The 26612-nt window shown below is 42.0% G+C and carries 26 protein-coding genes, 6 tRNA genes and 1 other RNA gene; 5 read left to right on the top strand and 28 right to left on the bottom strand.

The features are described 5' to 3' along the window. Positions 1-63 precede the first annotated feature (63 nt). Positions 64-1365 (bottom strand): outer membrane protein transport protein, encoded by a 1302-nt coding sequence (locus PSH48_RS13435; protein ID WP_273611735.1) that lies wholly within the window; start codon positions 1363-1365, stop codon positions 64-66. 280 nt (positions 1366-1645) lie between these two features. Here PSH48_RS13435 and PSH48_RS13430 point away from each other — a divergent pair, with 280 nt between their 5' ends. After that, the gene (locus tag PSH48_RS13430) at positions 1646-1969 is read left to right on the top strand and encodes a hypothetical protein (protein ID WP_029772472.1); all 324 of its coding nucleotides are present in this window, start codon (positions 1646-1648) and stop codon (positions 1967-1969) included. Here the strand turns inward: PSH48_RS13430 and PSH48_RS13425 are convergent. Then, positions 1929-3155: an HD-GYP domain-containing protein gene (locus PSH48_RS13425; protein WP_273611734.1), complete on the bottom strand. Its 1227-nt coding sequence runs from the start codon at positions 3153-3155 to the stop codon at positions 1929-1931. The genes PSH48_RS13430 and PSH48_RS13425 overlap by 41 nt on opposite strands. Positions 3156-3306: 151 nt before the next feature. Beyond that, a tRNA-Arg gene (locus tag PSH48_RS13420) sits at positions 3307-3381 on the bottom strand. A gap of 234 nt (positions 3382-3615) precedes the next feature. Here PSH48_RS13420 and PSH48_RS13415 point away from each other — a divergent pair. Further along, positions 3616-3798 (top strand): hypothetical protein, encoded by a 183-nt coding sequence (locus tag PSH48_RS13415; protein ID WP_024031630.1) that lies wholly within the window; start codon positions 3616-3618, stop codon positions 3796-3798. Here PSH48_RS13415 and PSH48_RS13410 read toward each other — a convergent pair. From PSH48_RS13410 to PSH48_RS13400, 3 genes are read right to left on the bottom strand one after another with little or no spacing between them, the layout of a single operon-like run. Continuing rightward, positions 3795-4601, bottom strand: a complete 807-nt coding sequence (locus tag PSH48_RS13410; protein WP_273611733.1) for a phosphotransferase — start codon at positions 4599-4601, stop codon at positions 3795-3797. The two genes, PSH48_RS13415 and PSH48_RS13410, sit on opposite strands and share 4 nt — an antisense overlap. A 3-nt stretch (positions 4602-4604) precedes the next feature. After that, positions 4605-5222, bottom strand: coding sequence for a nicotinamide riboside transporter PnuC (pnuC, locus tag PSH48_RS13405; protein WP_004588465.1), 618 nt, complete (start codon positions 5220-5222; stop codon positions 4605-4607). A gap of 41 nt (positions 5223-5263) precedes the next feature. Beyond that, positions 5264-5515 (bottom strand): hypothetical protein, encoded by a 252-nt coding sequence (locus PSH48_RS13400; RefSeq protein WP_004588464.1) that lies wholly within the window; start codon positions 5513-5515, stop codon positions 5264-5266. Between the two features lie 98 nt (positions 5516-5613). Here PSH48_RS13400 and PSH48_RS13395 point away from each other — a divergent pair, with 98 nt between their 5' ends. Continuing rightward, entirely contained in the window at positions 5614-5853 is a 240-nt protein-coding gene (locus PSH48_RS13395; RefSeq protein ID WP_004588463.1) for a DUF2960 domain-containing protein, read from the top strand. A gap of 14 nt (positions 5854-5867) precedes the next feature. Here PSH48_RS13395 and alr read toward each other — a convergent pair whose 3' ends face one another. From alr to rpsF, 9 genes are all read right to left on the bottom strand, one after another. After that, positions 5868-6947 carry an alanine racemase gene (gene alr / locus PSH48_RS13390; RefSeq protein WP_273611732.1) on the bottom strand — a complete coding sequence of 360 codons (1080 nt, stop codon included), beginning with the start codon at positions 6945-6947 and terminating at the stop codon, positions 5868-5870. Then, on the bottom strand, positions 6947-8326 hold the full coding sequence (gene dnaB / locus PSH48_RS13385) for a replicative DNA helicase (RefSeq protein ID WP_004588461.1): 1380 nt from the start codon (positions 8324-8326) through the stop codon (positions 6947-6949). The genes alr and dnaB overlap by 1 nt, the downstream gene beginning before the upstream one ends. A 103-nt stretch (positions 8327-8429) precedes the next feature. Continuing rightward, positions 8430-9368, bottom strand: a complete 939-nt coding sequence (locus tag PSH48_RS13380; RefSeq protein WP_273611731.1) for a DUF4097 family beta strand repeat-containing protein — start codon at positions 9366-9368, stop codon at positions 8430-8432. A gap of 9 nt (positions 9369-9377) precedes the next feature. Continuing rightward, positions 9378-9854, bottom strand: coding sequence for a hypothetical protein (locus PSH48_RS13375; RefSeq protein WP_096740095.1), 477 nt, complete (start codon positions 9852-9854; stop codon positions 9378-9380). Next, positions 9847-10395 (bottom strand): RNA polymerase sigma factor, encoded by a 549-nt coding sequence (locus PSH48_RS13370; RefSeq protein WP_004588458.1) that lies wholly within the window; start codon positions 10393-10395, stop codon positions 9847-9849. Before PSH48_RS13370 ends, PSH48_RS13375 begins: the two co-directional genes overlap by 8 nt. Before the next feature lie 210 nt (positions 10396-10605). Next, positions 10606-11058 carry a 50S ribosomal protein L9 gene (rplI, locus tag PSH48_RS13365; protein ID WP_004588457.1) on the bottom strand — a complete coding sequence of 151 codons (453 nt, stop codon included), beginning with the start codon at positions 11056-11058 and terminating at the stop codon, positions 10606-10608. A gap of 35 nt (positions 11059-11093) precedes the next feature. Continuing rightward, a complete protein-coding gene (gene rpsR, locus PSH48_RS13360) occupies positions 11094-11321 on the bottom strand; it encodes a 30S ribosomal protein S18 (protein ID WP_002962753.1) in 228 nt (75 codons plus the stop codon). 12 nt (positions 11322-11333) lie between these two features. Further along, positions 11334-11651, bottom strand: a complete 318-nt coding sequence (gene priB, locus PSH48_RS13355) for a primosomal replication protein N (protein WP_004588456.1) — start codon at positions 11649-11651, stop codon at positions 11334-11336. A gap of 43 nt (positions 11652-11694) precedes the next feature. Next, positions 11695-12036 carry a 30S ribosomal protein S6 gene (gene rpsF, locus PSH48_RS13350; protein ID WP_004588455.1) on the bottom strand — a complete coding sequence of 114 codons (342 nt, stop codon included), beginning with the start codon at positions 12034-12036 and terminating at the stop codon, positions 11695-11697. 522 nt (positions 12037-12558) lie between these two features. Here rpsF and PSH48_RS13345 point away from each other — a divergent pair. After that, on the top strand, positions 12559-13758 hold the full coding sequence (locus tag PSH48_RS13345) for an alpha/beta hydrolase-fold protein (RefSeq protein ID WP_273611730.1): 1200 nt from the start codon (positions 12559-12561) through the stop codon (positions 13756-13758). A 296-nt stretch (positions 13759-14054) separates the two neighbouring features. Here PSH48_RS13345 and PSH48_RS13340 read toward each other — a convergent pair whose 3' ends face one another. The 4 genes from PSH48_RS13340 to PSH48_RS13325 are packed head-to-tail and all read right to left on the bottom strand — an operon-like array spanning position 14055 to position 18323. After that, entirely contained in the window at positions 14055-15221 is a 1167-nt protein-coding gene (locus PSH48_RS13340) for an FAD-dependent monooxygenase (protein ID WP_248443873.1), read from the bottom strand. Next, positions 15218-16405, bottom strand: a complete 1188-nt coding sequence (gene ubiH / locus PSH48_RS13335; protein ID WP_264391134.1) for a 2-octaprenyl-6-methoxyphenyl hydroxylase — start codon at positions 16403-16405, stop codon at positions 15218-15220. Before ubiH ends, PSH48_RS13340 begins: the two co-directional genes overlap by 4 nt. Before the next feature lie 15 nt (positions 16406-16420). Beyond that, positions 16421-17743: a Xaa-Pro aminopeptidase gene (pepP, locus tag PSH48_RS13330; protein WP_273609641.1), complete on the bottom strand. Its 1323-nt coding sequence runs from the start codon at positions 17741-17743 to the stop codon at positions 16421-16423. Positions 17744-17768: 25 nt separating this feature from the next. Further along, positions 17769-18323: a UPF0149 family protein gene (locus tag PSH48_RS13325; RefSeq protein WP_004589599.1), complete on the bottom strand. Its 555-nt coding sequence runs from the start codon at positions 18321-18323 to the stop codon at positions 17769-17771. A 193-nt stretch (positions 18324-18516) separates the two neighbouring features. Here PSH48_RS13325 and ssrS point away from each other — a divergent pair. Continuing rightward, a non-coding RNA gene (gene ssrS, locus PSH48_RS13320) (6S RNA) lies at positions 18517-18700 on the top strand. Between the two features lie 140 nt (positions 18701-18840). Here the strand turns inward: ssrS and PSH48_RS13315 are convergent. The 9 genes from PSH48_RS13315 to PSH48_RS13275 all read right to left on the bottom strand — a co-directional run bounded on the left by PSH48_RS13315 (position 18841) and on the right by PSH48_RS13275 (position 26554). Then, complete coding sequence (locus PSH48_RS13315) at positions 18841-21924, bottom strand: efflux RND transporter permease subunit (protein WP_273611729.1); 3084 nt, start codon at positions 21922-21924, stop codon at positions 18841-18843. Beyond that, positions 21921-23237 (bottom strand): efflux RND transporter periplasmic adaptor subunit, encoded by a 1317-nt coding sequence (locus PSH48_RS13310; RefSeq protein WP_248452333.1) that lies wholly within the window; start codon positions 23235-23237, stop codon positions 21921-21923. Before PSH48_RS13310 ends, PSH48_RS13315 begins: the two co-directional genes overlap by 4 nt. Then, positions 23227-24642, bottom strand: coding sequence for a TolC family protein (locus tag PSH48_RS13305; RefSeq protein WP_273611728.1), 1416 nt, complete (start codon positions 24640-24642; stop codon positions 23227-23229). Before PSH48_RS13305 ends, PSH48_RS13310 begins: the two co-directional genes overlap by 11 nt. Before the next feature lie 222 nt (positions 24643-24864). Further along, positions 24865-25497: a putative quinol monooxygenase gene (locus PSH48_RS13300; RefSeq protein ID WP_273611727.1), complete on the bottom strand. Its 633-nt coding sequence runs from the start codon at positions 25495-25497 to the stop codon at positions 24865-24867. Positions 25498-25909: 412 nt separating this feature from the next. Then, positions 25910-25985, bottom strand: a tRNA-Phe gene (locus PSH48_RS13295). Between the two features lie 53 nt (positions 25986-26038). Beyond that, positions 26039-26114 (bottom strand) — tRNA-Thr (locus PSH48_RS13290). 57 nt (positions 26115-26171) lie between these two features. Then, positions 26172-26247 (bottom strand) — tRNA-Phe (locus tag PSH48_RS13285). A gap of 98 nt (positions 26248-26345) precedes the next feature. Next, positions 26346-26421: transfer RNA gene (locus PSH48_RS13280), tRNA-Thr, on the bottom strand. 57 nt (positions 26422-26478) lie between these two features. Further along, positions 26479-26554, bottom strand: a tRNA-Phe gene (locus PSH48_RS13275). Positions 26555-26612 lie beyond the last annotated feature (58 nt).

Here is a 26612-nt window from a genome sequence, read left to right as displayed (position 1 = left end):
CCGCTCACTGTTAAAGTGAGCGGCTTTTTTGTGCCCTGCGATTAACCACAAGGCACAGCTACATTAGAACTTGTAGTTGTACTGAGCGCCAACAAGTACAGCGTGGCCTTTAGATTCAAAAGACCATTGCTGAGGTAAAGTGTCACTTTCTACTGTTTCAGTGAAAGTTTGTGTTTTACCACGTAATACGCTCACACCTAAATCAACATTCGAGTTTTTATCAATCGCGTAATTACCACCAAAAGAGAACCAAAAACGGTCTGTATCAGGGATAGAAATTGATAGATGCTTCTGTGATACAGGCGACTCATCAAAGGCAAAACCAGCACGCAATAACAGGTTTTCGCTATATTGGTAATCAGCACCTATCGAGTAGCGAAGTGCGTCAGAAAAATCTTCCGTTTTTTCAAATGCGCTAAACTTATCACCCGTTGGACTCGTTACTTGCGCCTCTAACGAATCAAAGCTGCTCCAACCGGTCCATAGTACACTGTAGTGTAAGCCTAGTTTTTCATCTAGCTGGTGAGAACCAGAAAATTCAGCAATTGCAGGTAATGTAATCTCAACTGAGCCTGGTAGCTCAATTTGTCCGTCCAACCCACCATCAATGAATGTAGGTAGCTCATTAGAGTATTCACCTTCAAACGTGATGTCTGTTTCGCTACGGTAGTTAAAACCAAAACGGCTGTTTTCATCTAACTGATACATTAAGCCAATGTTTAAGCCATAACCCATATCATCGCCTTCAAGGTTAACAGCATCGGCACTTGCAGGAATAGACGCAATCGCAGGGTTTACTGGTGGTACTTCACCGAACTTACGAATAATTTTAGCCTCTGCATACACTGCATTTAGACCAATACCAAAACTAAACTGCTCTGATACTTTATAAGCAACACTTGCATTCATGTTCACTGTGACAATTTCTGTTTCACCAGCAATTTGACCAGCAGCATAGTCATCATCAAATTCGGTCGCAAGGCCAAAGTTAGAAAACGCGCCAAAACCAACCGATACTTTATCGTTTACAGGCATAGTGAAATAAGCAGCCGGAATAATCGCACTAGGAGCGATACTGTCATCATTTAATACGCTATTATCGAAACCATATCCGTTACCGGTTCCTTCTAAGCTCACATCTGGAATTACACCAATAGCAGCAACACTAAGTTGCTTATCTTTAAATAAAGTCATTAATGCAGGGTTGCGAGCAACAACAGACGCATCATCTGCGATAGATGCTTCACCTGCGTATGCACGGCCTAAACCTGACGCGTTTTGCTCTGCTAATTGAAACGCGGCTGCAAAACTATCAGCCGAAACAAATGCAAGCGAAGCTGCAATAAGAGTTTTAGAAAATTTCATTGTTGTGTCCTTAACCAAACAAGCGTTTGGGTATCTATGTGTTGTTATTAGGATTTTAAACTTGGCTACACTACCTTAATTTCTTATAAAAAACTGTAACAAAACGACAAAAACACCAAAAAACACGTTTTTTAACTACATTTTAACAACTATTTAAAACTCATCGGAGCAGAAATGTGTTATTAGAGCTTATACTCTAACTGTAATTAATTATCATTTAGATTGACTTGTAATTCCCTGCATTTTAAACTCATTACAAAATCACAAAGGAAGCAAATAGGTGATCATTTTACTTATTATTGCAGGGCTCATTTTTTGTGGCGCCAGTGTGTTTTGTTTTTATAAAGCAAACTATTGTGCCTGCACACAAGCCGGCCAATGCGATAACCCCGTAAACCATTACTGGTTAGGGGCCATGCTAAATGCATTAGTGTCGTTAGCTTTTTGCTGTATTGCATTGCATGTACAGCAAGGAACATTATTATGGCTAACGTTAATGGCGAGTTGTTTTTTAGGCGCTTATATTTCTGCTAAGCGCGAAAAACTTAAACGCTGTAAAAAAGCTAATTCAACAAGTGCTCTTTTAACAAACGAGCCAAATTAATTTGATAGTCGAGTGGCTTGATACTCGACACTATTTTAATACTTTGATCAGGCTCATTTAAGTCTAAGTCTTTAGGGGTGACGTGGTGCCCGTGTTTAGCATTATAAAATAGCTTAACTTTAGGCTTGATGGGATTTGATTTATTGCCCTCGAGCACGAGAGCTAATCGCTCATTAGTTAATTTAACAATAGTGCCTACTGGGTGCACACCTAAACATTTAATAAAGTGCTGTACTAGCTCTGCATCAAATAGCTCTTTGTTAGCCAACAAATAACGCAGCGCATTGATGGGTTCATCCCCTTCTTGATGGGGTCTATCGCCTGTTAGCGCATCGTACACATCAACAATCGCCATGATGCGCGCTGGGCGGCTAAGCTTTTCAGCTGTAATACCACGCGGATAGCCTGAGCCATCTAATCGCTCATGGTGGTTAACTATCATGTCGAGTATTAGGGGGGTAATGCCTTTTTCACCTTTAACCAAGCCTAAACCTTGAGCCACATGGCGTTTAATAATATCCATTTCGCTGCTAGTGAGTTTACTTGGCCTAGAAATAATCCCCTGGGGGAGTTTAGCTTGGCCTAAATCGTGAAGTAACGCGCCCATAGCAAGCTGCTGCACGGCTTCTTCTTTGTATCCTAAATATTTAGCAAATACGGCGGTGAAAATAGCGCAGTTAATCATGTGGCGCCAATTGTAGCTATGTTTGTCTTTTATGCGGGTTAAAATGGTCATTGCGCTGGTATTTCTAAATACCGAGCTGACTATATCGTTAGCCATTTCATCAATCACCTTTAAATTAACCGATAGCCCTGTGGTTACATCGCCATACAAAGCTTGCAGCTTGCGATTATGCTGCTCAAAGTTAATGCTGGCTTTGGCAAATTCTTGCTCAAGGGTAATCCCAGGTTTTACAGCGGGTGGTTTTGTTTTACTGCTTGAAGTGGTGCTCTTTTGTGGCGGCGCACTCTTAGGTTTGTACTTATCGGGTATGGCGGCATCGCCTTTGGTAAAGTCGATAAGCAGCTCTAAAACGCCTTCGGTTACTAAGCGTTTTATAATTGCCTGGTTTCGCACTAAGCCACTGGTTTTTATTTTTATACTGTTGAGCCCTTCATGCTGTTTGGTAACACTGTCAACAAACATACCTGGGGTGAGCTCTGAAATGGGTAACGCGATGAGCATGGCAGAAGCGTTTTCTACAATTAAATATGCCTACTAAATAGCATTATTTAACCCTAAAAGTCTACTTTTTGAGTTGAGGGCAATACCATATAACTATAAAGGACTACTAAAATGAAGGTAGACGTAAACAAGGAAAACAATAAAAAGCAAATGGCGCTCTTGCTAGGAATCGAACCTAGAACTTAGCCTCCGGAGGGCCACGTGATATCCATTTCACCACAAGAGCACATTTGTTGCCAAAACACTAACTCGCGATATCAATGCTTTAGCACTGGCAATAATAAAGAGATCTTTAAATAAATACCAGCATCATTGAGTTATATGCCTATAAATCAAACTGTTTTTGATAAAACACTTCACAACTAGCCAAAAACAAGCTATTTATTGGTATTCGATAAAAAAATAGTAACCGTTTGGCAACATGTTCTGAATGCTTACGGATTATATAGAGGATGTAATTATGAGTTTAATGTCGACTGAGCAAGTGGCTGAGTTTTTAGGTGTAAAAGCCGAGCGGGTAAAACGCCTTGCTCGTGAGAGCTTGCTTATTGCCAAGTCTGAAGATGAAAACGGTGAGCCCCAATTTGATGCTGACGAAGTAGCGAAGTACAAAGAGCTTGCCGCGCGTTTTGGCGGGCTTTAATCTTTTATCTCGTTTAATAACTTATTTAGCTGCGCGCGTAATGTGCTTGCCTTATTATTTATGTCGCGCTGCTCATACCACCCTATACACAACACCAAAAACACCACTTTAAAGTAACGTAGCTTGTCATAAGCGCAATAAAACTCACTGGGTATTGCTTGCTGGGCGCTATATTGCTCAAGCAAAGTGTGCTCTGCGTGCGCATTTAACTCTAAGCTAACCGCAAGTGCCGCTAGATCAAAATACACGTCGTTTGTTTGCGCATATTCAAAGTCAATTAAATACATGCCTCTTGAATTTACTATTAGGTTATCTTTAACTAAATCGTTATGACAAAAGCCACTGTTGTAGGGCATGTCATTAATGGCGCTTAGCGTATCTTCAATTAAGCGGCTGTGCTGTTGATATATGTTGCTATTAGCGTAATACACAAGCTCTTTTGCAATATCCATTGGCTGTGTAGCTAGAGGGTAACTATGAACGCGTGCCAACTTCTCAACTAGGTCAATACTGTAATTATTAGTAGCAATATCACCACAAATATAGCGAAATGCAGCTCGCCTGTTAGCCTTATCGAGCCAAATGGGTTTAGGGCAAACGTTATGTTGGCTAAGTGCAGTTTGGGCTTGTAGCCCTATTTTAGGCCAATGCGATTTGTAGCATTTTAATAAGTAGTTTTGCTGTGCGGTTTTTATTAGGTAATTGTCGTTACTTAAACCATTCACTAATTTAGTGGTTTGTAGCACGTGCTCAGGTTCCACAAACTCACTACATAACGCGGCAATATTTGGATTACGATGCATGCGTTATAATTGCGCTAATGGCTTAGCTTGGCTTTGCTCGTACTCTTCGTACCAGGTTTTAAATCCCCACGCGGCCATAATAGTGTAAAAAATAAATAGCGCGAGCGTTGGGTAATAGCCTTTTTCGTAATACAAATACATAGAGGCCGCATCAATAACAATCCAATACAGCCAGTTTTCGAGTACTTTTTTAGCAACCAAATACGTGGTTACCACCGCAAAACAGGTTGTAAAGCTATCTAAGTAGGCAAAATCGGCGTGGGTGTAGTTTTGCATTACATAGCCAATAATAATGGCCGCTAAGCTCGTAGCGCCTATAAGAATGGCGTGGCGTTGTGTAGACCATGAGGTAATACTAATATTATCTGCTTTGCCTTTGCGCCATACCATCCAGCCAAATACAGCCATGTACATGTAATAAAAATTGAGTAGCGACTCCATAAGCAGCGCGCCATTCCAGTACATTATGGTATAAATAAGCGTGCTAAAAAAAGCGGCAGGCCAACACCATAGGCTTTCTTTTATTGCCAGTAATAAATAAGCAATAGACAACCCTACCGCAATATATTCCCAATGCGACATTGCTGTAAAACCACTTAAGGTTTGTGTTAAAAAATCCATGTGTGCGGTTACCGTTTTTAATACACGTTAAATAAAGGCGATTACTCTGGAGATAAATCGCCAGATAAAAACTTACAAACAAAAATAGCCTTACCAAACTCTTCGTACGAGCGTTTAATTTCGGTGTTTAGCACTTGCATTACTAAATCGTAATCGCCAAAAATTTGCGTAGAAAGCGTATTGGTGATCACTTTTAAGTTGTCGTATTCGTTCAAACGGTCAATAAAGCCCTTAATAAACGGAATGTAATCTTGATGAAGTGGGTATTTACTGATCTCTACTGATAATTTCATTTTAAACTCTACTTTTAATTATTTGATTTCAACAAATCGTTCAATGCCAGTTCAATACAGTGTAAAATTACACTCACACTCAATTAGCTGAGCTTATTATGGCACGCAGAATAACCTATACATTTAAAAACCAACCGCGCGAAATTAACTTCGCAAAAGACAAATACCACGACATGTATCAAGCTATTGCCGCTGCCGAAGGTATTGATTTAACCAACTACTTAAACATGGTACGCCAAATAGAAATGACCTCAAAAGGCTCTTCGGCTGTACGTAACTTTCGTGACCAAGAATTTGCCCGTATGGGCTTTAGTGATATTTACTTTATTAAAGAATAAATATCACTTATTAACTATCGCTGGTACTCGTAACTTACGCGCGGTGTAATATTACACAGTAATTCGTAAGGGATAGTATCGGCGCAGTGGGCTATTTCTTCAACCGGAAGCTCCGGCCCCCACATTGTAACGCTGTCGCCTACTTTAACATTGTGCTCGTTTTCGCCTATATCAATGCTTATCATATCCATAGACACACTGCCTACAATACCGTAACGCTGCCCTGCAATCATAACCGGTGTGCCTTCTTTGGCATGACGCGGATAGCCATCGCCATAACCCATAGCCACTACGGCTAATTGGGTTGGTTTATCACTTTGCCAACGGCCTCCGTACCCTACTCGCTCATGGGCGGCAACATCACGCACTGCAATCACCTTTGTGGTTAAACGCATGACCGGCTTTAAATTGTGTTCTTGCCCTGTGCAGTTTGCCATTGGCGACACCCCATAAAGCATAAGTCCTGGGCGTATCCAATCACCGTGTCCTGCTGGCCAAGCTATAATACCGGCCGAGTTTGATAAACAATGTGCTTGGTCTATGCCCTTTACAAGCGTATCAAATAAGCTAATTTGCTGTGCCGTTTTAGTATTGTGAGTATCATCGGCACACGAAAAATGGGTCATCAAATTAATAGTGCTTTTAGCATTGGGTGTGCGCTGCAAGCGGCTATAAAATGCGTCAAACTGCTTCGGTGCTATGCCTAATCGGTGCATGCCGGTGTTTATTTTTAGCCAGCAAGTAATTGGCGCATCTAAGGTGGCATTTTCTATTGCTGCAAGCTGGTTTTCGTCGTGCACAATAGTTTGAAAATTATTAGCCAATAAAATAGGTAAGTCGGCTTTATTAAAAAAACCTTCAAGCAGTACTATTGGCTTTGTTAAACCACCGGCGCGCAGTGCGAGGGCTTCATCAATTCGGGCAACAGCAAATGCATCAGCACTATTTAAGTGCTGGGCAATTTTTACTAAACCATGCCCATACGCATTGGCTTTTAATACCGCCATTATTTTGCTATTTGGCGCAAAACGTTTTACCTGCGATAAGTTATGCGCAAGGGCGGTTAGGTTAATTTCGGCAGTGGCTAGGCGCATTAGTATTCATCATCAACTGCTGGCCCCGCGTAATTATCAAAGCGAGAAAATTGCCCTTGGAAGGTTAAGCGCACTTTACCAATTGGGCCGTTACGCTGTTTACCTATGATAATTTCGGCGATGCCTTTTTCTGTACTGTCTTCGTTGTATACCTCATCACGGTATATAAACATGATTAAATCGGCATCTTGCTCTATTGAACCTGATTCACGTAAATCTGAGTTAATTGGGCGTTTATCGGCACGTTGCTCTAGCGTACGGTTTAGCTGCGAAAGCGCAATAACCGGGCACTGTAACTCTTTAGCGAGCGCTTTTAATGAACGCGATATTTCGGCAATCTCTAAAGTACGATTATCTGATAAACTAGGTACGCGCATTAACTGAAGGTAATCGACCATGATCATACTAATACCACCGTGGTCGCGCGCTATACGTCTTGCACGTGAACGCACATCGGTAGGTGTAAGCCCCGATGCATCATCAACATACATTTTGCCTTTTTCCATCAACAGCCCCATGGTTGATGAAAGTCGCGCCCAATCGTCATCATCTAGCTGGCCAGTACGTACCTTAGTTTGGTTAATACGACCAAGTGATGCCAACATCCTCATCATAATTTGTTCAGAGGGCATCTCTAATGAGTAAATAAGCACAGGCTTGTCTTGCGTCATTGCGGCGTGCTCAGCAAGGTTCATCGCAAAGGTGGTTTTACCCATCGACGGACGTGCTGCAACAATAATTAAATCAGAAGGCTGCATACCTGCTGTCATTTTATCTAAATCAGCATACCCAGTGCTTACACCGGTTACACCGTCTTGCGGCGACTGGTATAGCTCTTCGATTTTATCGACGGTTTTTTCAAGAATGTTATGAATGCTTTGCGGGCCTTCGGTACTTTTTGTACGTTGCTCAGCAATTTTAAATACTTTACTCTCGGCAAAGTCTAATAAGTCGTGGCTGGTGCGCCCTTCTGGATTAAAACCAGCTTCGGCTATTTCATTAGCTACGCCAATCATTTCGCGTACTACCGCGCGCTCACGCACAATATTGGCGTATGCATCGATATTCGCAGCACTTGGGGTGTTTTTAGCTATTTCGGCCAAATACGCAAAACCACCAATGCCTGCTAGTTGGTTATTTTTTTCAAGACTTTCTGAAATTGTGATTAAATCTATCGGATCGCCCACTTCAGCAAGCGCGGTCATGGCTTCAAAAATAAGCTTATGGGTGCGGGTATAAAAGTCCTGCGCAACAACCAGCTCTGCTACGCGGTCAAAAGCTTGGTTATCAAGCATTAAGCCACCTAAAACAGATTGTTCAGCTTCTATTGAATGGGGAGGAACTTTAAGGGTATCGACTTGCTTATCTGGTTTGGCCATAACTTCACAGTACTAAAATTGAATGGCTCTATTCTATCGACTTGGCGGGGCTGTGCAAATAGCAAAGCAGGAAATCTTTTCCTGCTTTTTGTAATCATTAGCGTTATTTAGTTCGCAGCTCAATTCGCCCGCTTATAGTATCCATTTCAACACTTGCGTTGCCACCATTGGCACTAAACTCTAAATCACTAGAAGGGCCATATTTAGCTTTAGTAACTTTATCGCTGGTAACTTTATTAATAATTTTACCGTTGGCGTGCGCTTTAATCTCAAACTGAGCCGACACGCTTTGCGGGAAGTAAAAGTCAGCATCACCACTTACCGACTCATAGCGAACATCAGCCCCTTTTAGCAACTCACTGATGTGTATTTCAGCTTCGCCGTTTACAGTATTAATACGTAAGCTTTTTATGCTCGATAATGTAAAATCGATATCGCCATTTACGTTTTCTAATCGTACGTCGTTTGCGGTTGTGCTTGATTTAATATCGCCATTTACGGCACTAAAACGAAGCTCGCCACTTGATTGCCTATCGTTAATTTCACCGTTTACGGTTTCAAATTGAATATTGCCGCTTAAGTTCTGTGCGTTTACATCGCCATTTACGGTGCTTAATTTAACAGTGCCGCTAATGTCATCTACCGTAATTTCACCATTAACAACATCAACCTCAGCGCCTTTTTTAAGTGTTTTTGCAGTCACTGACACATTTACGCCAGCAAATTCTAAGCGACTGCTTTTTGGCATAAATACCGTTAAGTTAGAGCCATCTCCATTGTTACCCCACCCCAAATTGCGTGGCATTTTTACTATAAATTCGGTTTTATCGCCTGTCGTTTTAAGATCAAACCCTTCGGCCTTGTCATCAAGCTCGCCGGAGACTTTAAATTCGTTTTTATCCCAGCCGGTTATGTTTACATCGCCGCGTTGGTTTTCAATAAAAATAGTGCCGCCGCTTGGCACCTCTATTTGCTTATCTATTTTTTCGCCCGCTAAAACGCTCAGTGGTAATAGGCTTAGCCCAAGTAAAATTGCTTTCATGTTATTCCCCTATATTTGCTGCCAACGCGGTGCATGCACCTTGTTAATTAAGTCGAGTTGTTGCTGGTAAACTTGCGCCAACATGGTCAGTAATGCCTGATTTTGTGGCTCGTTTTCAAGTGCCTGTTTAATTGCTTGCTCTGCTTCTTCAAGCTCTTGTAACTGTGCTTGCCAGTTATTGGTAAGTGCATCCTGGTTTTTGTACTGCACTAATAAACTTTGCTTTTGCGCTTTAAAATAATCGCTCATAGCAGCCACTTGGCTTGGCTCGTTATTGCTCATAAATATATTTATTGCTAATAACGCCGCTGCACTGCACGCAGCAATAGCGCTCAATTTAGGCCATAATGGCGCTTTAACAGCAGGTGGCTTAGCTGTAACTATGGCGTGTTCAATGCCCTGCCAAAGTGCTTTATTGGGCGCTATGTCTTTATTTAAATTGTTTAAAGACTCGTTTAAGTAGTCATCAAAATTTTGTTTACTCATACTCGTACCACTCTTGTAATAACTGCCTTGCACGATGATATTGCGACTTACTCGACCCCACTGCCATTCCCAATTGCTGGGCTATTTCTTCGTGGCGGTAGCCTTCAATAGCATATAAAACAAACACCATGCGGGCGCGCTCTGGTAGGCGAACAATTAATTTATCTAACCCGTTTAATCCCTTACAACTTTGCGCGCTTTGCTCATCCATACCGCTTTGTTCTATGCTCACAACTTTGTTTAACCAGCTTTTGTGCTTGCGTACATAACTAATCGCAATGTTGCTTGCTACGCTATATAGCCAAGTAGAAAATTGTGAGCGTCCGTCAAACTGCGCTATTTTATGCCAAACTTGCACAAATACCTCTTGGGCGGCATCTTCAGCGTGCGCTTCATCGGCCAGTAAGCGCAAACATAAACCGTAAACACGCTTTATATGCAGCTCATATAATGCCTTATAGGCATTTTGATCCCCCGCTTTAACACGCTCAATGAGTGCAAGGTCGCATAGGGGCGTGTGCTCGGGTTTTGTGTGTAACATCCGTGATGTCGCCTTTTAATTATTTTTATTTAAAAACGTGTATTAATGAGTGTATTGATTACTAAGACGCAAAGACAGACAAGAAAGGTTTAAACTAATAATAAAAATAGTTAAATAATTTTATAAAGAGATATTAGATGGGTATTAAAGAGGAATTTTAGATACAAAAAAGCCGTGCTAAAAGCACGGCTTTTTGGGCTTAATTAAAAATTAAGCTTCAGCAATAACGATTACTTTAATAGTAGCTGTTACGTCTGAGTGTACTGCGATTGCAACGTCGAATTCGCCAGTTTCACGGATAGTACCGTGAGGTAAACGAACTTCTGATTTAGCAACTTCAACACCAACAGCTGAGATAGCGTCAGCGATGTCACGAGTACCGATTGAACCGAATAGCTTACCTTCGTCACCAGCTTTAGATACTAAAGTAACTTCTGCTAATGCTTCTAGTTTGTCAGCGCGTGCTTGTGCTGCAGTTAACTGTTCAGCGATTTTCGCTTCTAAGTCTGCGCGACGAGCATCAAACGTTTCAATGTTTGCTTTAGTTGCAGGAACTGCCTTACCTTGCGGGAAAAGGAAGTTACGTGCGAAGCCAGATTTAACAACAACCTGGTCACCTAGGCCACCTAGGTTAGCGATCTTATCTAGTAGAATAACTTGCATGTTTCTACACCTTTTAAAAACTGTTAATCCGCTGCTTACTTATGTAAGTCAGTGTATGGAAGAAGGGCTAAGTAGCGAGCACGCTTAATAGCAGTTGCTAGCTGGCGCTGGTATTTAGCGCTAGTACCTGTAATACGGCTAGGTACGATTTTGCCACTTTCTGTAACATAGTTTCTAAGAGTAGCTAGATCTTTGTAATCGATTTGTTGTACGCCTTCCGCTTTAAAGCGGCAGAACTTACGACGTCTGAAATAACGTGCCATGAGATTAATTCCTCAAATAATTCTTTCTATATGCTGAGCATGCAAAACCAATTGGCTAAGGCCGTTACGACCTTCGTGGCGATTTAAAAAACCACTCACTTGCAATGCCTGCCCAACGTGCAAATGTTGAGTCTGTTGTTGCATTTGCTTACCACTGGCAACAACCTGAAGCCTAACGTAACTATTACGGTTAAGATCTGCTTCGGTTTGCATCGATTTATGTTCTACAACAAAAATACAATGCGGTATGCCTGCAGGGCTTTGGCTAAACTTGGGTGTTTTACAAACAACCCCCGATATAACCAGCTGATTCATATATGGGCTAACCATTACACTAACTGCTGACTACGTGCCATGCTAGGACTCAAAACAATTAAGCAGCTGGTGCTTCTTTCTTCTCTTCTCTTGCAAGAGGAGACGCTTCAGTTACTGCATTTTTAGTACGCATAACTAAGTTACGAAGCACTGCATCGTTGTAGCGGAAAGTAGTTTCTAGCTCGCTGATTACTTCAGTAGGTGCTTCAACGTTCATAAGAACATAATGAGCTTTGTGAAGCTTGTTGATTGGGTAAGCCAGTTGACGACGGCCCCAGTCTTCAAGACGGTGGATAGTACCACCAGCTTCAGTGATAGAACCAGTATAACGTTCGATCATACCAGATACTTGCTCACTCTGATCAGGGTGAACCATGAATACGATTTCGTAATGACGCATGGATATTCCTTACGGTTAATAGAGCCTTCTACCGTTTCGGCCGGTCGGTTTAAGGCAAGGAATTAATAGTGTAAAAGCCGAAATGAGCGCGCATTTTACGCTTAGATGGATAATTAAGCAAGCAGGTTTTTTAAGCTTTGATAGATAAGTGTTAAAGCTATCAGCTATCAACTATCAACTATCAACTATCAGCTATCAGCTATCAGCTATCAGCTATCAGCTATCAGCTATCAGCTATCAGCTATCAGCTATCAGCTATCAGCTATCAGCTATCAGCTATCAGCTATCAGCTATCAGCTATCAGCTATCAGCTATCAGGGTCATATTAATATGCATTCGCTTTACATCAACAAGCAGAATTACGATAAGTGCGTTGGGTTTGTGTGTAAACGCAAAGCTTGCTTGCGTAAAAAGCGCAGCTTTTAATTACTTACCCCCTCCATTTGCGCCTAAAATATAAACATTTACTCAAACCTAAAGCCGTGCAATTATTAAGCAACACATTATTTAATAAGGATATTTATGAAGCTCTTACTATCACTTGTATTTGCATTTGCTTTTAGTACCTCTTTTTTATGCCACGCAGACACTGCTACAACCGACATAACCGTTGGTAAAAAAGTCATTTTACAATCAAAAATACTTAACGAAGACAGGCCTATCAGAATTTTCATACCTGACACTGTAAAAGACGATCAGCCGCTTTATATTATTTATTTACTAGATGGTGTTGAGCACTTTCATACGGCGTCAGGTGTTATAAAATCCTTAGTTGATTACGAACAAATACCTAATGCCATGCTAGTTGGTATTGATACAACAAACCGCGTGCGTGATTACTTACCTAAAGTAGATGGTGAGCCGAAAACTGAGTTTCAAACCTTTGTAAAAAATAAGTGGCCCGATGCTGGACAAACCGACAATTTTTTAAAGTTTGTGTCTGACGAGCTCATGCCCTACATAAATAGCAATTACTCAACTAACGGCTACAACACCTTAATTGGTCACTCTAATGCTGGTACATTAGCGCTTTACACTTTAGTTAATCAGCCTGAATTATTTAACAGCTACATAGCTATAAGCCCAAATAGTTGGTGGAGTGATGAAGAGTTAAAAAATAATATTGTTAAATACACTAAAAACCCTAAAGGCACTCAAGAGTTATTTATAAGTGTAGCGAGTGAAGGCGCACGTTTTTATACAGGCGCATTAAATACGTTAGTAAATTTAGAACAACAAATGCCCACACAGCTAAAATGGGAATATAAGCATTACCCTACTTTTACTCATATGGGCACTATACTGCCAGCCCTTAGCGATAGCCTAATTCACTTATTTAGTGACCTAATTTTTAAAGTGACTGACGAGCACGGAAAATTTGCCGATGTATCGCTTATTTCAGGTTACTACCAAGCACTGAGCGATAAGTACGGATTTGAGCTTAAAATTCCACAAGATGTGTACGTAGAGTTTGCCCACAGCCAGCAAAAGTTTGGTAACACTAAAAAAGCGATAACGACACTTAAACACTTTACTCGTGATTACCCTAATGCTGCTTACTCCCACATGCGATTGTCGCAAGGCTACACGGCTGACAAACAATTTAAAGAGGCTGTTACTAGCATGAAGCATGCACTAAAACTTGCTAAACAAAACTCGCGCGACCCACTGTTAATTGATGCACTACAAGATATGGTGAATGAAGCGCAAGCCAATTTGTAACTAATTTAACGCAAAGCGCTTTTTAACTAACGATAGTAATTACGAGCTATGCTCGTCGCGTCAGCAAGCTAAACGCCTACAGGTAAAATTAAGCTCAGTGTTAAACTTTGCATGTAGACGCTGAGCTTGCTCGCGTGAAAAGCACAGTTTTTAATCTGTTTAAAGCCACTTAAAAACAAAAAACCGATGTTTAACCTAAACATCGGTTTTTCTTTGCTGGAAGTTAACAGCTGAAAGCTAAAAACTAACCACTTTACTTTATCTGTTGGGTTTCGCTTCGCTCAACCCAACCTACGTTATTTGCCTATCGCTTCTTTGGCGAATAGGTGTTTTATTGGACCTAGGTTATCAACGAGTGACAGCCCGACTCCACGTATCAGCTTTTTAACCGGGTTGGCACCTTCAAATAACTCTTTAAGCCCTTGCATCATGGCTATGTGCTTTTGCGCGTCGAGCTTGCGGGTGCGCTCGTAATCGCGAAGTGTGCGGGTACTCGCAAACTCTTTACTATCACTTGTCAGTAGCTCAATTAAATACGCGGCGTCTTTTAGGCCAAGATTCATACCAAGCCCTGCAAGTGGGTGAATGGTGTGGGCTGCATCGCCCATTAATACCACTTTACCGCTTACCCATTGCTGGGCGTAGCGCATTTTAAGTGGAAATGCTGCGCGTTTACTTTGCACTTCACACAGCCCGCATTGGCCATCTATGGCTGCCATTACAGCTTTATTAAAAGTAGTGTCGTCCATTGCTAGCAATTCATCGCAATGATTAGGGCTGGTAGACCACACAATAGAATGGGTGTTGTCATCGCTAAGGGGTAAAAAAGCCAGTGGTCCAGTTGGTAAAAACACTTGGCGTGCGGTGTTTGCGTGTGGCTCTTTGGTTTTAACCGTAGCAACCAGTGCATGATGGTCGTAATCTTTAAAGCTTAGCGCCATATTAAATTGTTTACGAATAGCCGAATTTGCGCCATCGGCCGCCACCAGCAGCTTAGCAATAATAGGCTCACCGCTTTTAAGGGTTATAAATACATCAGACTCACTTTGGTGTATTTGTTGATACTCAGTATCAAACATCAACGTGGCACTTGGTTGTTGCTCTAGCTCTTTTATAAGTGCAAAACGAATAATATCGTTTTCAACTATATGGCCTAAGTGTTCAAGCTCAAGTTGCTCATTATTAAAGGTTATTTTACCAAAGCTGTCGGCATCGCGTACGTCCATATGCGTATATGCACACGCTCGTTCTGCCATTATGTGTGGCCATACGTTTAATTGCTCAAACAGGTTTTGGCTTGCAATACTCAGCGCACTTACCCGCAAGGCGTATTCATCACTTGGCGGTAATTGCTTTGGCGCGGCGTCTAGCACCACAACACTTACATTGGCTTTAGCGAGTCCTAACGCGAGGGTTAAGCCTACGCAGCCACCACCCACTATACAAACCTGTGCTTGCTTCATAAACGTGTACCTTGTTTAACTTGCCCCATTAGCTGCTTGGCCAAGGGTGCTTTTAATGCGGGAAATAAATCCATTGAGAAAAGCCCAATGCTGCGCCCAAGCGCTAATACCCGTGACGAGTTTGAAAAAAGCCTAACCAATGCATCGGTTAAACTCATTACGGTATTTATATCGCTGCTACGCTTTAGTGAATACTCACGGGTAAACGCATAACTGCCTAACTCGTTTTTACTTGTTGCAATTAAATTACTAAGTACTTGTACATCACGCAGGCCTAAATTAAAGCCCTGCCCTGCAATGGGGTGAATAGCATGAGCAGCGTTACCAATGACTACCGTACGATGCGCTGTTAATGATTCAGCTTGCCCATAAACCAGCGGGTAGCTTGTGCGTGTGCCCACTTTTGTAAATTGCCCTGCCCGATAACCAAATGCACTTTGCAGTGCGTTTAAAAAATCATTTTCGTTTAAGGCTGTATGCTGCTCAACGTGCTGTTGCTTCATACACCACACTAACGAATAACGGCTATTGCTCATTGGTAAAAGCGCCATAGGGCCGTGCTCGGTAAAGCGCTCATACGCATGGTTGTTATGCCCGCCTGCTACTTCAACATTGGCTATAATAGCGCCTTGCTCATAGGGCTGAGTATTAAAGCCTAAACCCAGTAAGTTACGGGTTGGAGATTGCGCACCATCGGCAATAACCAGTAGCTTAGTATTAAGTTGCTCTCCGCTTTGTAAAGTAACCTCATTACTGTTTAGGCTTTGCTTAATAGCGCTTACGCTATCGGGGCAATAAAGTGCAATACTCGCTTGCGTTAAACGCTGATACAGTGCGCGGCCAAACGGGTTTACCTCAACCACGTAACCTAATGACGGTTTAGCAAACTCGTCGCAACTAATATGCGCTTTACCAAAGTGACCACGATCCGACACGCTTACTTTTTTTATTGCTGCTGTGTATGGCGCACGTGGCTCAAATAAATTTAACTGCTGTAAATACTCAACCGACTGCTGTGCAAGGGCAATGCTTCTGTCGTCAAAACTTGGGTGGTAATCGCCCGTTACTTGGTTTGCTTCTACTACCGCAATAGTAAGTGAAGGGTTTGTTTTAGCAATGCTTAGCGCACAACTTGCCCCTGCAAGCCCGCCCCCAATTACAACGACATCAAACTGCTTAGCCACTTTATTTCTCCAAGCTTATGCGCTTTTCGCACTTTGCATAAGTGCTTCTATATCGTTTATGGTTTTAGGCACACTCAGGGTGAGGTTTTCATGTCCTGACTCAGTAATAAGTAAATTATCTTCGATACGAATACCAATGCCTTTATATTGCTGCGGTGCATTTGAATCTTCACTAATGTAAAGCCCAGGCTCTATGGTTAAAACCATGCCTGGCTCAAATGCGCGCTCAACGTTGTTTTGTTTGTAATCGCCTACATCGTGAACATCAAGGCCTAACCAGTGGCCAAGGCCGTGCATGTAATATTCTTTACAGGCACCTTTTGCCATTAACTCATCAAAGTCGCCGGTTAAAATACCTAAATCAAGTAAACCTTGAGTCATTACTTCCATTGCACGTTTATTGGCATGCGACATAAACCCGCCGGGTTTAACTTCTTCAAAAGCCACTTTTTGCGCTTTAAGTACAATGTTATAAAGCGCGGCTTGAGGTTCGCTAAACTTGCCATTTACAGGAAAGGTACGCGTAATATCGGCAGCGTAACCTTGTAACTCACACCCTGAGTCAATTAATACTAGATCGCCATCTTTTAGCACATCGCTATTTTGCGTGTAGTGCAAAATATTAGCGTTATCGCCACTACCAACAATGGTGCCGTACGCAGGATGCGGCGCTCCGTTCATTGCATAATGATGATGCAGCTCTGCCTCTAGCTGAAACTCTGTAGCACCAGGGTGCGAATAACGCATTGCACGCATATGCCCACGGGCACTTATTTCGCAGCCTTCACGCATAATGTTTACTTCGCTTGGCGATTTAAACAAACGCATTTCGTGAATAAGACCACGCACATCTTTTATCGTACTCGGTGCCTGATAGCCTTTTTTAGGCGCGCTGCGAAGTGTGTTTAACAAGGTAAATACTTTGGTATCAAAACTTGGGTAAGCGCCTTGTGCATAAAATAAAATCTGCTGACCGTTAACCAAATCTAATAATTGTTCAGTTAGCTCACTTAATGCGTAAGTTTCGTCGAATAAGTACTCATTTTTAGCTTTTTCGAAGCCAATTCTGCGGCCGTGCCAAATTTCGGCCAGTTTATCTTTATCAAGACAAAATAACGTACTTGGCGTATCGCTGTTATTACACAGCACTAAAACGGCATCGGGTTCGTTAAAGCCGGTTAAGTAAAAAAAGTCGCTGTCTTGTCTAAATGCATATTCCGTATCGCGACTACGCGTTACTTCACTGGCCGCAGGAATAATGGCCACACTGTTTGCATCCATTTTCGCAAGTAAACGCTCACGGCGTGCTTTAAATTCTGACTTTTGTATTTCAACCATGCTTTAACAACCCGTTTTATTTAGATTAATGTAGTGTTTTTTTAGGTGCTTTTTCTTTGCCAAGCTCGGCAAAACAAAGCAATGCCGATACACGTACATATTCAATCACTTCATGTAGGGCTTGGCTGTCTTCTTCGGTTTCGTCAAACATGGTATCTAGGCGTGTAATTTCGCTAAAATCGCTAATAACTTCTTTTACATCTGCCGATAACTTACCGTAATCTTTTTGCTTTAAACCAAATCCAAGCATAAACCCTGCAACCCATGATACGAGACCATTGGCTTGATCGATGAGTGTTTCATCATCGCTTGGTAAAAATAAATCGAACGCAAAAGCTTCATCGTTAAAACTTGCTACCACTTGCTTATAAATGGTGCCAAAAAACTGCTTTAGGTCGTTGCTAAACGCTTGGCCATCATTAAATACATCACTTAATAGGCCTAAGTATTCTTTGTCATCAATACTTAAACCACACGCTAGTAATCCACTAATTACGCCGTGCGCTTCTGCCGGTGAGACAAAAATTTCGTTTTTTTCTAAAAGCAGCTGGGCTTTTTGGTAATCTGGTAAGTCGCTCATGTTTATATCTTCGCTTTGCTAGTTAAGGCAATGCTACCACTCGATAAAAAGCAACTCCAATTAATTGTATGATCCTGCTCAAAAAGTAGCATGATAAGTAAATAGCGAGTTACCAGCGGGCAAAAACTGCTCGAACGGTTCAATTTTTTACGTTTGGGGTTTAAGGAATGGATTATGTCTTATATACTGAACTTGTTCCCTGGGGTGCCGGAGTTTGGTTAAGTCCCTGAGCCGATAAATTTTATACCAGGATTCCTGTTCGTCTACTATTGTGCAAGCTCGGCATGTACCGAGAAGCCTACGGTAGACCGCAGCTTTCCGCCCTGAAACCTTCTGGTTTCAGGACTGACGCCGGACACCGCACGCTTGGGGAACACTTTTCTTATTTTTCTGTTTTTGCATTTTTTGCTACTCCCCTGTTTTTAAATACCCTTTATTACCTTTATAAATTTTTAGCAAAAAAAGCTGCAATTGATATTAATCAACCACAGCTTAGTCCTAGAACACATTTCGTTATTTATCTAAACCAGCTTTGAAAACGCTCCATCAGCATATAGTTTACTGGCACTAATATAAGCGTAATAAACGTAGCAAACACAATACCAAAGCCAAGGCTTACTGCCATTGGAATTAAAAACTGTGCTTGTGTCGCCTTTTCAAATAGTAGCGGCATTAAACCAATAAAGGTGGTTAAACTTGTGAGCATTACTGGGCGAAAACGTGCAGCCCCTGCAAGTTTAACCGCATCAATAATTTTGCCGCCTTCACTGCGTTTTTTATTAATAAAGTCGACCAACACAAGTGAATCGTTAACCACCACACCAATAAGTGCCAACATACCAAGTAAGCTCATAATGGTTAACTCCATCCCCATAACCCAGTGCCCTATTACAGCGCCTATCATGCCAAACGGTATTACGCTCATTACAATAATTGGCTGCATGTACGATTTAAGCGGTATCGCTAATAGTGAGTAAATAATAAAAAATACAAATAACAATGCCCAAGCAAGCGAGCCAAACGACTCTCTTTGCTCTTTAGCTTCACCTTCTAGCTTGTAATCAACACCTGGGTATTGCTGCATTAATTCATCTAAATACTCAGTTAGGTCGGCTTGCAGCGCGGTCATGTTGGTATTGCTTTTTTCTATGTCGGCAGTCACGTTAAGTGTGCGGTAGCGGTCTATTCGGTTAATCGTAGATGGGCTTTGCCCTGCAATTAATGTGGCTACATGCGAAAGTGGCACCGAGCCGCCCGTGGGCGTAGTAATAAGTATATTTTGTAAGTCGGCTACAGAGCGGCGCTCTTCAATAGGTAGGCGTACCATAACGCGTACATCGTCACGCCCGCGTTGAATACGCTGCACCTGCGAGCCAAAAAACGAGTTACGTACTTGGTTTGCTACATCAACTCGGTTTAAGCCCAAAGCAAAGCCTTGCTCGGTAAGCTCTATTTGCAACTCTTCTTTACCATCAGACATACTATCGGCAATATCAAATACGGTTGGGTAAGTACTTAAGCGCGTTTTAACGCTTTCGGCAATTTTTTGTAACGTATCGAGCGATGTACCACTTAGTTGAACATCTATAGGGTCTGAGCTGCGTCCTATTTCTGCCCTAAAGGTTACACTTTCAGCGCCAGGAATAATCCCTATTAAATCGCGCCACTCACTTACCAGCTCACGTGAGCCAATGTCTGAGTCGCGGCTCTCTGCAGGGGTTATTTCAAAGCGCACACTGCCTGAGTTAGACACGCCACCACGCCCACCGGTTGAGGCTAAAATATTTAATATAACGCTTTCGCCGGTATCTTCATCGCGGTATTTGTCTTGCAATAACTGCGCTTTTTGCGACATATCCATTACATACTTATTGGTAACTTCAAACGGCGTGCCTGTTGGCAAGGTTAATGTTACTCGTACGGTTTCGCTTGGGATACGCGGAAAAAATACAAACTTAGTCCAACCACTGGTTATTAAAGTTAAAATTATAAAAAACACACCAACAAACAAACTCACCGTCGCTAATTTATAGCGCAATGCTTTAGCTAAAATAGGCTGATAGTATTTTAAAATAGCGCTTTCAAATCCGTCTGCAAAACGCTGCTGAAGTACTTCAAGCTTTGATGATTTTGTTTTTTGATTACGTAGTTTTATGTACTTTAAATGAGCTGGCAGCACAAACTTAGACTCAATTAATGAGAACAGTAATACCGGAATAACCACCACCGGAATTTGTGCAAACAAGGCGCCCCGTGCGCCTTCAATAAACGCTAAAGGTAAAAAGGCCGCTACGGTTGTTAGTACCCCAAAGGTAACTGGTGTTGCTACTTCTTGCGTGCCTAAAATGGCAGCTTGTTCGCCCGACTCTGCGGTTTTTAAATGAGTATAAACGTTCTCCCCCGTTACTATGGCGTCATCCACCACAATACCCAGTACTAAAATAAAGCCAAATAAGCTCATAATATTAAGGGTTACACCAAAAATAGGCATCGCAATAAATGCGCCCATAAACGAAACCGGAATACCAATAAACACCCAAAATGCGATGGCTGGGCGTAAAAATAGGGTTAGCAAAGCCAGTACTAAAATGCCCCCTTGTAGGGCACTGCTGGTTAGCGTAGCAATACGGCTTTTTACAACTTGAGAGTCGTCATCCCAGTAACTTAATTCAAAACCTTGTGGTAACGAGCTTTGCTTGGACTCTATGTAGTTTTTTACATCATCTGCGACATCTATCGCACTTTGCGGCCCTATGCGGTATACATCTATAAAGGCGGCTTGTTTACCATTAAAGCGTGTACGTACTGGGGTCTCTTCAAAGTCATCATTAATACTTGCTATATCACCTAAGCGTATTACTGTACCGTCGCTTTGATTTTTAACGACAATGTTTGCAAATTCATCTTTTCGGTAAGCTTGCCCTTTTGAGCTTATAAGTACATCGCCCCCTTCTGTTTTTAAATTACCAGCCGAAATATCAGAGCTCGACTTAGCCACAGCAGTGGATATTTGTGCAAGGGTTAAATTGTATTGGCGTAGTGTATCTTGGCTTACTTCTATGGCGAGCTCGTAATCGCGTACACCACTTAGTTCAACCTGCGTTACATTAGGAAGGCGTAAAATATCGTCGCGTACTTGCTCGGCGTATTCTAAGGTTTCTTTTTCACCGTAATCGCTCGCTACAGTAACAGCTATTACTTCGCGTTTTCGTTCGGCAAGCGCCACAATAGGCTTTTCAGCATCGGCCGGAAAAGTGTTTATAGCATCTACACGGCTTTTTATATCGGCTAATAACTCGCGCGGGTCGTAGCCACTTTCTACTTCTATGGTCACCGACGCCGAGCCCTCAGATGAGCGGCTAGATATTTGCTCTATACCTTCTAAATCTTGAACGGCTTCTTCTATTCGAATGGTAACCCCTTGCTCTACATCCTCTGGGGTTGAACCGCGCAAAGTAACGCTTACACTTATGCGATCTGTTTCAAACGATGGAAACACCTCAAGCGGTATTTGACTCGATAAACTAAATAAACCCGATAGCAGTAACGTAATAAGCAATAAATTGGCTGCTACATGGTTTTTTGTAAACCAAGCAATCATGGCTTATCTCCTTGTGCAGCACGGCGTTTTTGTATTAGCTCTTCAACACTAATTCCCATTTCTTGCGCTTTTTTTTCTAGCTGCTCACGCGATGGACGCTTACCTTTGCCTGCGCCATTTGGGCCTTTTGCTCGCATATTTTGCGTATCGGTTTCGCCTAAAATGCTTACTGCTGTGCCTGAACTTACTTGCCCAAGCGGTGTAATTACTAACTTATCGCCTGCATTAAGGCCTGTTTTTACCATAGCTTGTGTAGCATTTTGCCATGCAAGCGTAATGTTTTTACGCTTTAACAGCCCCTCTTCAACCACATACACGTAGCTGCCTTGGTAAATAGTACTATTAGGGATTATTAACGCATCAGGCACTGTTTTACCGCTAATTTGCGCAGTAATGTATTGCCCAATTTTAATTGGGTATTGGTTATTAGCCGTGGCTTTGTAAGGGTCATTTATCTGCGCAACAATATACAATTGCTGTGCGCCTTCATCGATAGCGCCTTCAGTGCGTATTATTTGCCCTTGCCATGTTTGCTCGCCCACTAAGTCAGATTTAAACTTAACGAGTGAGCCGGCTTGGTTTTTACTGCCATCTCTGTATTGCTCTGGCAAACTAATATACGAAAGGTCTTTATTTTTAATTGGTAAGCGCACTTCAACGCTGTCTATGGCATAAATAGTTGCAAGTTCTGTGTTTTCGCTTACCACTTGGCCAAGGTCTACATTACGACTAAGCACACGCCCAGCGTAAGGCGCAGTAATTTGGGTGCGCTCTAAATCAAGCTGTGCTTTTTCAAGTGCGGCTTGTGCTGAAAGTACTTGTGCTTGTGCAGCCGCTAGTTGGGGCTCGCGAAGTACTAAGCTGCTCGCTTGCGATGAGCCACCTAAACGCTTCCAATCAGTAATTGCTTGTTGGCCGCGGGCTTTTTCTTCTAACAAACTTTGCTCTGCAGTAAGTAATGCTGCCTGCGCCGATTTGACCTCAGCTTGATGATCTCTATCGTCAAGCTGTAGCAGTACATCGCCTTTTTCAAAAAAACCGCCCTCTCTAAAATCATCACTTACTTTATTAATTTGCCCAGATGCTTGAGCAACTAACAAACTTTGAGTACGCGGCTTTACCGTGCCATAGCTATCAATAAAAATTAAGTAATCTTGTGGCTCAATCTTTTTTACCGATACGCTCACCGTGGCTTTAGGAGGTGAGCCAAAACGTTTTGCTTCAGGTGGATTACCCTTAATAAACATAACAATTAAAATGGTGGCCACCACCACTACGGCTGGGATTAAAAGTTTTGCTGATTTAGTTTTCATCGTTATTGCTCTTAGGTTCGCTTGTTGGGGCGTTAAAATCGCCGCCAAGGGCAACGTATAGGTTTATTCGGTTAGCAATTAGCTGGTTTTTTGTTTCAATGAGTGAGCTTTGCGCATCAAAAGAGCGGGATTGGGCATCAAGCACAGTAGTGTAAGTTACTAAGCCGCTTTGGTACTGCTCAAACGACAGTTGCTCTGCTGCAAGGGCGTTTTCTTGTGCCTCTAGCGTGCTTTTATAACTTGCTTGCAAGGATTGCTGCTGAGTAATTGCGTTTTCAACATCGCTGAATGCATCGTACAAGGTATCTAAATATGCTTGCTCTTGTTTTTGTGCATTTAAGCGTGCTACTTCTTCATTTGCTTTTAGCTGGCCACCATTGAATATTGGCGCAGAAATACTGCCTAATAAAGACCACGCTAAGCTTGATGGCGAGAATAAATCGCTCACTCTATCGGTGCTATCACTCACGCTTGCTGATAAGTTTAAACTAGGGAAACGCTGTTTATGTGCATAGGCTAGGCCTGCATCGCTTGCTAATAGCTGGTACCAGCTTGCGCGCAATTGAGGCTTGCGTGTAATTAGCTCAGAGGGGATACCGGTATTAATCGGCGAAAGAAAAACTGGCAGTTCAACCTCTGCTGATATATCACCTTTGGGGTAGCCGCCTAATAAGCGCTCTAGAGAACGCGACGCGCTTACAAGCGTGGCTTGTTGATTAGCAATACGCGTACGCTCGTTATTAAGCTCATTACGGGCTAAATATACATCGAGTGCTTCATTAATACCTTGGCGGTAGCCCGATTCAATAATATCTAAGTTTTGCTGTGCGTTTTCTTCTCGGCGTTTATATAAATCGAGTAACTGCTGGGCGGTTACTAAATCAAACCAGCCGGTGACAACATCGGCCACCAATTGCTGCTTAGCTTGCTCAAAACTAGCTTGTTGCGCCAAGTAGTTTAGGTTTGCTTGGCGTTTAGCATCAGATAACTTACCCCACACATCTACTTCATAGCTTAGCTCTAAAGTGACGGAGCTGGCATTATCATAACTTACAGGTCTATTGTCTTTACTGCGCCTAGTTTGCGCAGATAAATCAAGATCGGGCCAAAGCGCAGAGCCTGAAATTACTAATTGCTGCTTTTGTATTTGTACATCGTAGGCACTTTGCAGCAAAGCCTGATTATTATTAAGTGCTTTATTAACAAGGTTTTCAATATAAGGGTTTTCTAAGGTTTGCAGCCATTGCTGATCTACTGCAAGTGTATTTTGTGCTAAACCATGTTGCCATGTCGCTGCAATGTCGCTGGGTGCTTGTTCGCGCTGCTGAGGGTTTAGCGTACCCGCACAACCGCTCAACAATACCAAGCTAAGAGCCAATAAAGTTGGCTTAGTTTGCCAAATCATAGTTAACCTAAATTACTGCCATTTATGAATGTAATTCAAGCACTTTGGCAAATTTTGCTCAACTTACTTTACATAACATTACATACGTTGCGATGAATTAACATAATAGTCAGTTATTATAAAAAGCGGCAGGGAATTTGGAGGGTATTTATACAAAAAAGCAAATAGCGTGTAATACACTATTTGCTAAACGGAGTAAGTAATGCTGTTAAACACAAGCCTTTAAATTTCTTTAACGAAGCTCATATATTGCTGCATATCGCCAACAACTGCTTGCGCTAATAATTCGCTTGTTTTTACTGCGTACGGCTGCTTAAAGTGAATATCCCACAACGCAGATTCACTGCGCCAATGTTCATAAACAACTAATGTATCGTCGTTATTTTCAATACTATATAAATCAAACACTAAGTTACCAGGCTCCTGGCTGCGCGTTTGCGTTACATGAGTTTCGAAACGCTCAATGACTTTATTTTTAAAACTTGGCTTAATCTTAAAAATAAAAAACACAATACATATGTCATCTTCAGGGTTAACAACTTTTGTATTACGCTCATGCAGCGGAGCTGGCACTGTATTTTCTAATAACATGACCTGTGGCGCCGATTGGCTGATTTCAGGCAACGCACTTAATAACGTTTGTGTGTAATCCTGTGCGCCATGGTAATCAACTGCATTTTGATCTTCAAAACGCTCATAAGCAAAAAAGACGCCTGGCTCGTTTCTATCCTGATATAAACGCATCTCTATAAGACCTGTTTCGGCTTTAGCGCCTTGCTTGTCTTCTTCTAGTAGCGCTTTAAATTGTGCGATGTGCTCGTCTTTAATATCAAACTTAACAATTTGCGTGATCATAATTAGCTCCAGCTTTAAATTACTTATACCAATACGCTTAATTAAGTGATCTATTTTGAGGCTTGAAAAACATGTTGATAGCTAGGCAAAAAAAATCGCTATTTAGTTGCTCTAAATGAGAATTTTTTAGCGCCGGTAGCGACACGTTTAGCCCCGCAAAATGATTAAGTATTATTACGGATTGGCATTATTAAGGCTAAAGGTACCCTGCACTTTATTACTTAAATCAATCATATTGAGTGAGTAAATGGAGTGAGTAATAACAGCACCTAACCTTTTGATGAGGTAATTATGCGCATGCAAACAAGGGAGAAAAAGAGAGGATATACCCAATTAATATGGACTGTTTTGTCCATAATAAATTTTAAGCAAAAAAAAAGCCCTGCATGTGTATGCAGGGCTTTAATATAAATGGTGCCTCGACCCGGAATCGAACCAGGGACACGAGGATTTTCAATCCTCTGCTCTACCAACTGAGCTATCGAGGCACTTAAGTAGTGCCAGCTAAAGGCTATATATTCAAACCTTTAACTAAAATAAATGGTGCCGACTAACCGAGTCGAACGGTTGACCTACTGATTACAAGTCAGTTGCTCTACCAGCTGAGCTAAGTCGGCACACTAAACTGTGTGCTAAGGCACGTTCAATTTTAAAGATTGAGAACTTAAAGTAAATGGTGCCTCGACCCGGAATCGAACCAGGGACACGAGGATTTTCAATCCTCTGCTCTACCAACTGAGCTATCGAGGCACAAAAACTGTGCAATTAAATGGTGCCGACTAACCGAGTCGACGGGTAACTTGAACAGACTACTGATTACAATGTTCTTTTCAAATTACTAAAATAAATGGTGCCGACTAACCGAGTCGAACGGTTGACCTACTGATTACAAGTCAGTTGCTCTACCAGCTGAGCTAAGTCGGCACACTAAACTGTGTGCTAAGGCACGTTCAATTTTAAAGATTGAGAACTTAAAGTAAATGGTGCCTCGACCCGGAATCGAACCAGGGACACGAGGATTTTCAATCCTCTGCTCTACCAACTGAGCTATCGAGGCACTTTAACAGTGCTAATTAAAAATCATAAATGATTTTTAATGCAATTCCCACTCAGCG

This window comes from Pseudoalteromonas sp. Angola-4 (assembly GCF_028599265.1).
Lineage (GTDB): Bacteria > Pseudomonadota > Gammaproteobacteria > Enterobacterales > Alteromonadaceae > Pseudoalteromonas > Pseudoalteromonas atlantica.
The sequence above is the reverse complement of the archived record's forward strand: the minus strand, read 5'-3'. Positions and strand labels throughout refer to the sequence as shown.

Excerpts from the sequence above, each read along its gene's own strand:
- PSH48_RS13435 (WP_273611735.1), bottom strand. The coding sequence starts at position 1,365 with ATGAAATTTTCTAAAACTCTTATTGCAGCTTCGCTTGCATTTGTTTCG.
- PSH48_RS13425 (WP_273611734.1), bottom strand. The coding sequence starts at position 3,155 with ATGCTCATCGCGTTACCCATTTCAGAGCTCACCCCAGGTATGTTTGTT.
- PSH48_RS13415 (WP_024031630.1), top strand. The coding sequence starts at position 3,616 with ATGAGTTTAATGTCGACTGAGCAAGTGGCTGAGTTTTTAGGTGTAAAA.
- PSH48_RS13410 (WP_273611733.1), bottom strand. The coding sequence starts at position 4,601 with ATGCATCGTAATCCAAATATTGCCGCGTTATGTAGTGAGTTTGTGGAA.
- pnuC (WP_004588465.1), bottom strand. The coding sequence starts at position 5,222 with ATGGATTTTTTAACACAAACCTTAAGTGGTTTTACAGCAATGTCGCAT.
- PSH48_RS13400 (WP_004588464.1), bottom strand. The coding sequence starts at position 5,515 with ATGAAATTATCAGTAGAGATCAGTAAATACCCACTTCATCAAGATTAC.
- PSH48_RS13395 (WP_004588463.1), top strand. The coding sequence starts at position 5,614 with ATGGCACGCAGAATAACCTATACATTTAAAAACCAACCGCGCGAAATT.
- alr (WP_273611732.1), bottom strand. The coding sequence starts at position 6,947 with ATGCGCCTAGCCACTGCCGAAATTAACCTAACCGCCCTTGCGCATAAC.
- dnaB (WP_004588461.1), bottom strand. The coding sequence starts at position 8,326 with ATGGCCAAACCAGATAAGCAAGTCGATACCCTTAAAGTTCCTCCCCAT.
- PSH48_RS13380 (WP_273611731.1), bottom strand. The coding sequence starts at position 9,368 with ATGAAAGCAATTTTACTTGGGCTAAGCCTATTACCACTGAGCGTTTTA.
- PSH48_RS13375 (WP_096740095.1), bottom strand. The coding sequence starts at position 9,854 with ATGAGTAAACAAAATTTTGATGACTACTTAAACGAGTCTTTAAACAAT.
- PSH48_RS13370 (WP_004588458.1), bottom strand. The coding sequence starts at position 10,395 with ATGTTACACACAAAACCCGAGCACACGCCCCTATGCGACCTTGCACTC.
- rplI (WP_004588457.1), bottom strand. The coding sequence starts at position 11,058 with ATGCAAGTTATTCTACTAGATAAGATCGCTAACCTAGGTGGCCTAGGT.
- rpsR (WP_002962753.1), bottom strand. The coding sequence starts at position 11,321 with ATGGCACGTTATTTCAGACGTCGTAAGTTCTGCCGCTTTAAAGCGGAA.
- priB (WP_004588456.1), bottom strand. The coding sequence starts at position 11,651 with ATGGTTAGCCCATATATGAATCAGCTGGTTATATCGGGGGTTGTTTGT.
- rpsF (WP_004588455.1), bottom strand. The coding sequence starts at position 12,036 with ATGCGTCATTACGAAATCGTATTCATGGTTCACCCTGATCAGAGTGAG.
- PSH48_RS13345 (WP_273611730.1), top strand. The coding sequence starts at position 12,559 with ATGAAGCTCTTACTATCACTTGTATTTGCATTTGCTTTTAGTACCTCT.
- PSH48_RS13340 (WP_248443873.1), bottom strand. The coding sequence starts at position 15,221 with ATGAAGCAAGCACAGGTTTGTATAGTGGGTGGTGGCTGCGTAGGCTTA.
- pepP (WP_273609641.1), bottom strand. The coding sequence starts at position 17,743 with ATGGTTGAAATACAAAAGTCAGAATTTAAAGCACGCCGTGAGCGTTTA.
- PSH48_RS13325 (WP_004589599.1), bottom strand. The coding sequence starts at position 18,323 with ATGAGCGACTTACCAGATTACCAAAAAGCCCAGCTGCTTTTAGAAAAA.
- PSH48_RS13315 (WP_273611729.1), bottom strand. The coding sequence starts at position 21,924 with ATGATTGCTTGGTTTACAAAAAACCATGTAGCAGCCAATTTATTGCTT.
- PSH48_RS13310 (WP_248452333.1), bottom strand. The coding sequence starts at position 23,237 with ATGAAAACTAAATCAGCAAAACTTTTAATCCCAGCCGTAGTGGTGGTG.
- PSH48_RS13305 (WP_273611728.1), bottom strand. The coding sequence starts at position 24,642 with ATGATTTGGCAAACTAAGCCAACTTTATTGGCTCTTAGCTTGGTATTG.
- PSH48_RS13300 (WP_273611727.1), bottom strand. The coding sequence starts at position 25,497 with ATGATCACGCAAATTGTTAAGTTTGATATTAAAGACGAGCACATCGCA.